Here is a 4,903-nt window from a genome sequence, read left to right on the forward strand (position 1 = left end):
CGGGAATCGGGATTCGGGAATCGGAACCCACCCCTAACCCCTCCCAGGAGGGGAACGGGAATCGGGATTCGGGAATCGGGATTCGGGATTCGGGAACAGGTAAAAATCCTGTGTACCTCCTCTTTTGCTTGCTATCCAAAGCCAGAATATTTCAATAGAATAGGTCAGTTGATAGAACCAAGTAGGAGTCGATTTTGGAGGTCAAAGCCGCAGTAGCTTTTGAAGCAGGCAAGCCTTTATCCATTGAAACGGTTCAGGTAGCCGAACCTAAGGCGGGTGAGGTGATGGTGGAAATTAAAGCAACCGGAGTATGCCATACTGATGCCTATACCCTCTCTGGCGCAGATCCAGAAGGACTATTCCCAGCCATTCTAGGACATGAGGGAGCAGGTGTAGTCGTTGAGGTGGGTGAAGGGGTGACTAGCGTCCAGGTAGGAGACCATGTGATTCCCCTCTATATCCCTGAGTGCCGTCAGTGTGAATACTGTTTAAGTGGTAAAACCAATCTTTGTCAGGCGATTCGGAATACCCAAGGACGTGGTTTGATGCCCGATGGTACCAGTCGCTTCTCTGTCGATAGCAAAATGCTCCATCATTACATGGGGACATCCACCTTTGCTAACTATACCGTACTGCCAGAAATCGCAGTAGCAAAAATCCGCAAAGATGCTCCCTTTGATAAAGTTTGTTACATCGGTTGTGGAGTTACAACGGGTATTGGTGCTGTGATCAATACCGCTAAAGTTCAACCAGGTTCGAGAGTCGTGGTATTTGGACTCGGGGGAATTGGTTTGAATGTAATCCAAGGCGCACGGATGGTGGGTGCTAGCCAAATTGTAGGTGTTGATATTAATCCCAAAAAACAACAACTTGCTGAAAAATTCGGGATGACCGATTTTGTAAATCCTAATGAAATAGAGGGAGATTTAGTCCCTTACATTATTGATTTAACTAAAGGGGGCGCTGATTATAGTTTCGAGTGTATTGGTAATGTGAAGGTGATGCGCCAAGCTCTAGAATGCTGCCACAAAGGTTGGGGTGAATCTATTATTATTGGTGTCGCAGGTGCTGGAGAAGAAATCAATACTCGACCTTTTCAGCTGGTAACTGGACGGGTCTGGCGAGGTACAGCTTTTGGGGGAGCTAGAGGACGCACGGATGTTCCTAAAATCGTAGATTGGTATATGGAAGGTAAGATTAATATTGATGATATGATTACCCATGTCATGCCCTTGGAACAAATTAATGATGCCTTCGATTTGATGCATAAGGGTGAGTCGATTCGTAGTGTGGTGACGTTTGGATAGTTGAAGGTTAATTCATAGGTTTAAGGTTTAAGGTTTGTTGGTTGAAGGTTGAAGGTTTGTTGGTTGAAGGTTGAACGCGATGGACTTCGTCCCGCTTTCAGGGAACCCGTGGCCTATTGGCCAAGGTTATTTGGTTAGCCGTAGGCCACGCTTACTGGCAGAGCCCGACGCTGCGCGTTCGCGTAGTTAAGTAGAGTAGGGTGGGCAAAGTCATCATTTCGTGACTAATCAAAACCACCAAACTCTTTTTGCCCACCCTACAAGCTACTGTTAAGTAGAGTAGGGTGGGCAAAGTCATCATTTCGTGACTAATCAAAACCACCAAACTCTTTTTGCCCACCCTACAAGCTACTGTTAAGTAGAGTAGGGTGGGCAAAGTCATCATTTCGTGACTAATCAAAACCACCAAACTCTTTTTGCCCACCCTACAAGCTACTGTTAAGTTAAGTAGAGTAGGGTGGGCAAAGTCATCATTTCGTGACTAATCAAAACCACCAAACTCTTTTTGCCCACCCTACAAGCTACTGTTAAGTTAAGTAGAGTAGGGTGGGCAAAGTCATCATTTCGTGACTAATCAAAACCACCAAACTCTTTTTGCCCACCCTACAAGCTACTGTTAAGTTTGATTACGTTAAATTTTACTTAAAAAAGTTACTTAATTTGACAAAATATTAAATAAAAACTGTAGCAGTTGCCACAACAGCAGTGGTTATTGTCTTATTGACTCAAAGCTTCTTGTTCAACTTGGTTTTCATGCCCAAGTTTTTTGATCACCCTGTATAGGGATTTCTAGCGTAATCAGGTAAACAGGATTTTTTCCCTGTTCCCAGATCCGCTGTTCCCTGTTCCCTTTTCCCATCAATCCTATGTTCAAAACTCAAATACAAACCCTATATTAACTATCACTATGACTACAGCAACTAATCCCACTCAGATTAACTCTGGTATTGGCGGTACCAAAAATTTCTACAACTGGAATTGGCAAGACAAACAGTATCAAGTGGTCTACGAAACCATTGGCGCAGGAAACCCCGTACTGTTACTGCCTGCTTTTAGTACAGTTTCTAGTCGCACAGAAATGAAAGGTATTGCCAATCTACTCGCTACCAACTATCACGTTACCGTTCTAGATTGGTTGGGATTTGGCGAGTCTCAATGCCCTCCTGTAGATTACAATCCCGTATTATTTCAGCAGTTATTAGCAGATTTTATTAAATCTGTTTTTAATAACTCAATTATCGTAATTGCTGCGGGTCATGCTTCGGGATACGCTTTACAATTTGCCCAATATAATCCAGATAGTATTTCTAAACTAATTTTAGTGGCTCCCACTTGGAAAGGACCGTTAAGAGTAATGGGTTTACCCGATGGAGTCAGAAACGGAGTAAAAAACCTAGTGCGATCGCCCTGGTTAGGTCAGAGTCTATACTATCTCAACACTACCCCTTCTTTTCTGCGCTTGATGTATAAACGCCACGTCTATGTGGATGAAACCAAACTAACTCCCGAATTTATTGCCCAAAAACACAAAATCACTTCCAAAGATGGCGGCAGATATGCCCCTGCTGCCTTTGTTACTGGCGCAATCGATCCTGTAGCTAATCGGGAGGAATTTTTGCAGCTTTTAGATTCTGTGCCGATGCCCTTATTAATGATATTAGCGGAAAATGCGCCACCTAAGTCAAAAGCCGAAATGATAGCGATGGCGGAGTTAGGACAGGTGCAAACCGTTCGATTAGCTGGAACTTTAGGTATTTCTGAAGAGTATCATGAAGCGGTAACAGCAGTGATTGAGGATTTTATTTAGCGATCGCTTTTATAGCAGTTATAGCAATTCTCAGAGTCATGAGCGACATTGCTTATCCTTAAACGCTATAAATAGTTATATTTGAAGGAAATTATCCTGAGGGGGTGACATGAGTCCTGAAAAGTTTACTATACAGCGTTTTTCATAACTATCAGGTACACAGGATTTTTTCTCTCTTACCTGTTCCCTGTTCCCAGATCCGCTGTTCCCTAAGAGGATATCTGAAAAGTTTTTTGATACTGAATTTTGCCCCCCTAGCCCCCCAATTCTGGGGGGAACAAGAATCAATTTGCTGGTAGAAGTCCCCCAAAATTGGGGGACCAACGGGGGCTTGGATGTAGCAAATGAGACTTTTCAGACAACCTCTAAAACCTTAAGTAAATTATGGGCTGAAATTATTACCCAGTAATGATTTTAGCTTACATATCCCCCCCAGGAAACCATGATCATGAAATATATTGAAATTGAACCGTTGAATCGCGAAACTACCGATAGTGATTGCGTTAGACGATGCAGAATTAAGCGGATTGATGGCGATGTCCAAGTCGATCAGACTGAGCTATGGTTTCAATTCGATAAATCAATCGTGCCCCCGGAAGATAATGATTGTGACAGTTATTTGCTTGCGGTCATTATGGATGCAATGAAAGAAGAAAGAGATGTAATTGTTAAAGGGGAAGTCTCAAAACAGCTCTTAAGTAATTTGGTTGAATATCAAGTAGCATGGTATAAATGGTTACCTGACCTATATTCTTACATTAATATTAGCGCAGAGTCTATCAGAGATAATAGTACACCAGTATCTGGTGCCATATGTGCCTTTTCTGGGGGTGTTGATGCCACCTTCTCAGTATGGCGTCACTCCCAAGCAAAATTCAGTCATCGGTCTCAGGACATCAAGCTATGCTCAATAGTTCACGGGTTCGACATTCCACTTAGGGAAGAAACCTCATTCAATAATGCTAGCAAGAGAGCCCAAGAAACCTTAAAGGATATTCAGCTTAAACTAGTACCGATCAAAACCAACTATCGTGAAATTACAACAGTCAATTGGGAACATGCTTTTTCCTGTGTTTTAGTTGCTGTTCTTAGCAATTTCAAAAAAGTTGCTGGTACCTGTATTGTTGGTAGTAGTGAACCCTATGATTCACTGGTTATTCCTTGGGGTTCATCCCCGATTACAGATCCTTTGTTAACTTCTGGTGATTTTCATGTGATCCATGATGGTGCCAGCCATAACCGAACCGAAAAAGTAAAAGAAATTTGTGATTGGAAAGTTGGTATTGAAAATTTGCGTGTCTGTTGGCAAGGAGACTTAAAAGACCGAAATTGCGGTAAATGTGAGAAGTGCGTGAGGACTAAACTTAATTTTTTGGCGACAGGCAACCCGATTCCCATATGCTTTCCTGATTCCAATATTCTTGACGATATCAAAGAAATCACCCTGCCTAACGAAGCTGTTCGTGGAGAGTGGCGACAAATATATGAGTATGCCAATAAAAACGAAGTCAAGGATTCTTGGGTTGGGCAACTCCGGAGAACGTTAAACAAAAAGTCTTTGATTGACAAAATACTACCCAAAGGCAGTCCGCAACGAGAGATTGTCAAAAATCTAACCAGAAAAATAAGCGGACGCTAAAGGCGGGGCTTATTTTAGTCGTTTATCAGCTATCAGCTATCAGCTATCAGCTATCAGCTATCAGCTATCAGCTATCAGCTATCAGCTATCAGCTATCAGCTATCAGCTATCAGCTATAGCAGTACGCACTAAGGTTAGGACAACTCTTAC

Annotated in this window: 4 protein-coding genes; 3 read left to right on the plus strand and 1 reads right to left on the minus strand. The window is 42.6% G+C overall.

From position 1 onward, the window contains the following. Positions 1 to 194: 194 nt before the first annotated feature. Positions 195 to 1,307, plus strand: a complete 1,113-nt coding sequence (locus tag F6K38_RS25235) for an S-(hydroxymethyl)glutathione dehydrogenase/class III alcohol dehydrogenase (protein ID WP_287252254.1) — start codon at positions 195 to 197, stop codon at positions 1,305 to 1,307. Between the two features lie 151 nt (positions 1,308 to 1,458). On the opposite strand, the gene F6K38_RS25240 is transcribed toward F6K38_RS25235, so the two are convergent. After that, entirely contained in the window at positions 1,459 to 1,731 is a 273-nt protein-coding gene (locus tag F6K38_RS25240) for a hypothetical protein (RefSeq protein WP_287357838.1), read from the minus strand. A 483-nt stretch (positions 1,732 to 2,214) separates the two neighbouring features. Between F6K38_RS25240 and F6K38_RS25245 the strand changes: the two genes are divergently transcribed. Further along, positions 2,215 to 3,114 (plus strand): alpha/beta fold hydrolase, encoded by a 900-nt coding sequence (locus F6K38_RS25245; RefSeq protein ID WP_287357840.1) that lies wholly within the window; start codon positions 2,215 to 2,217, stop codon positions 3,112 to 3,114. A 448-nt stretch (positions 3,115 to 3,562) separates the two neighbouring features. After that, positions 3,563 to 4,753: a hypothetical protein gene (locus F6K38_RS25250; protein ID WP_287357841.1), complete on the plus strand. Its 1,191-nt coding sequence runs from the start codon at positions 3,563 to 3,565 to the stop codon at positions 4,751 to 4,753. The last annotated feature ends 150 nt before the right edge of the window (positions 4,754 to 4,903 follow it).

Source organism: Moorena sp. SIO3B2, from assembly GCF_010692525.1.
Taxonomy (GTDB): Bacteria; Cyanobacteriota; Cyanobacteriia; order Cyanobacteriales; family Coleofasciculaceae; genus Moorena; species Moorena producens.

Excerpts from the sequence above, each read along its gene's own strand:
- F6K38_RS25245 (WP_287357840.1), top strand. The coding sequence starts at position 2,215 with ATGACTACAGCAACTAATCCCACTCAGATTAACTCTGGTATTGGCGGT.
- F6K38_RS25250 (WP_287357841.1), top strand. The coding sequence starts at position 3,563 with ATGAAATATATTGAAATTGAACCGTTGAATCGCGAAACTACCGATAGT.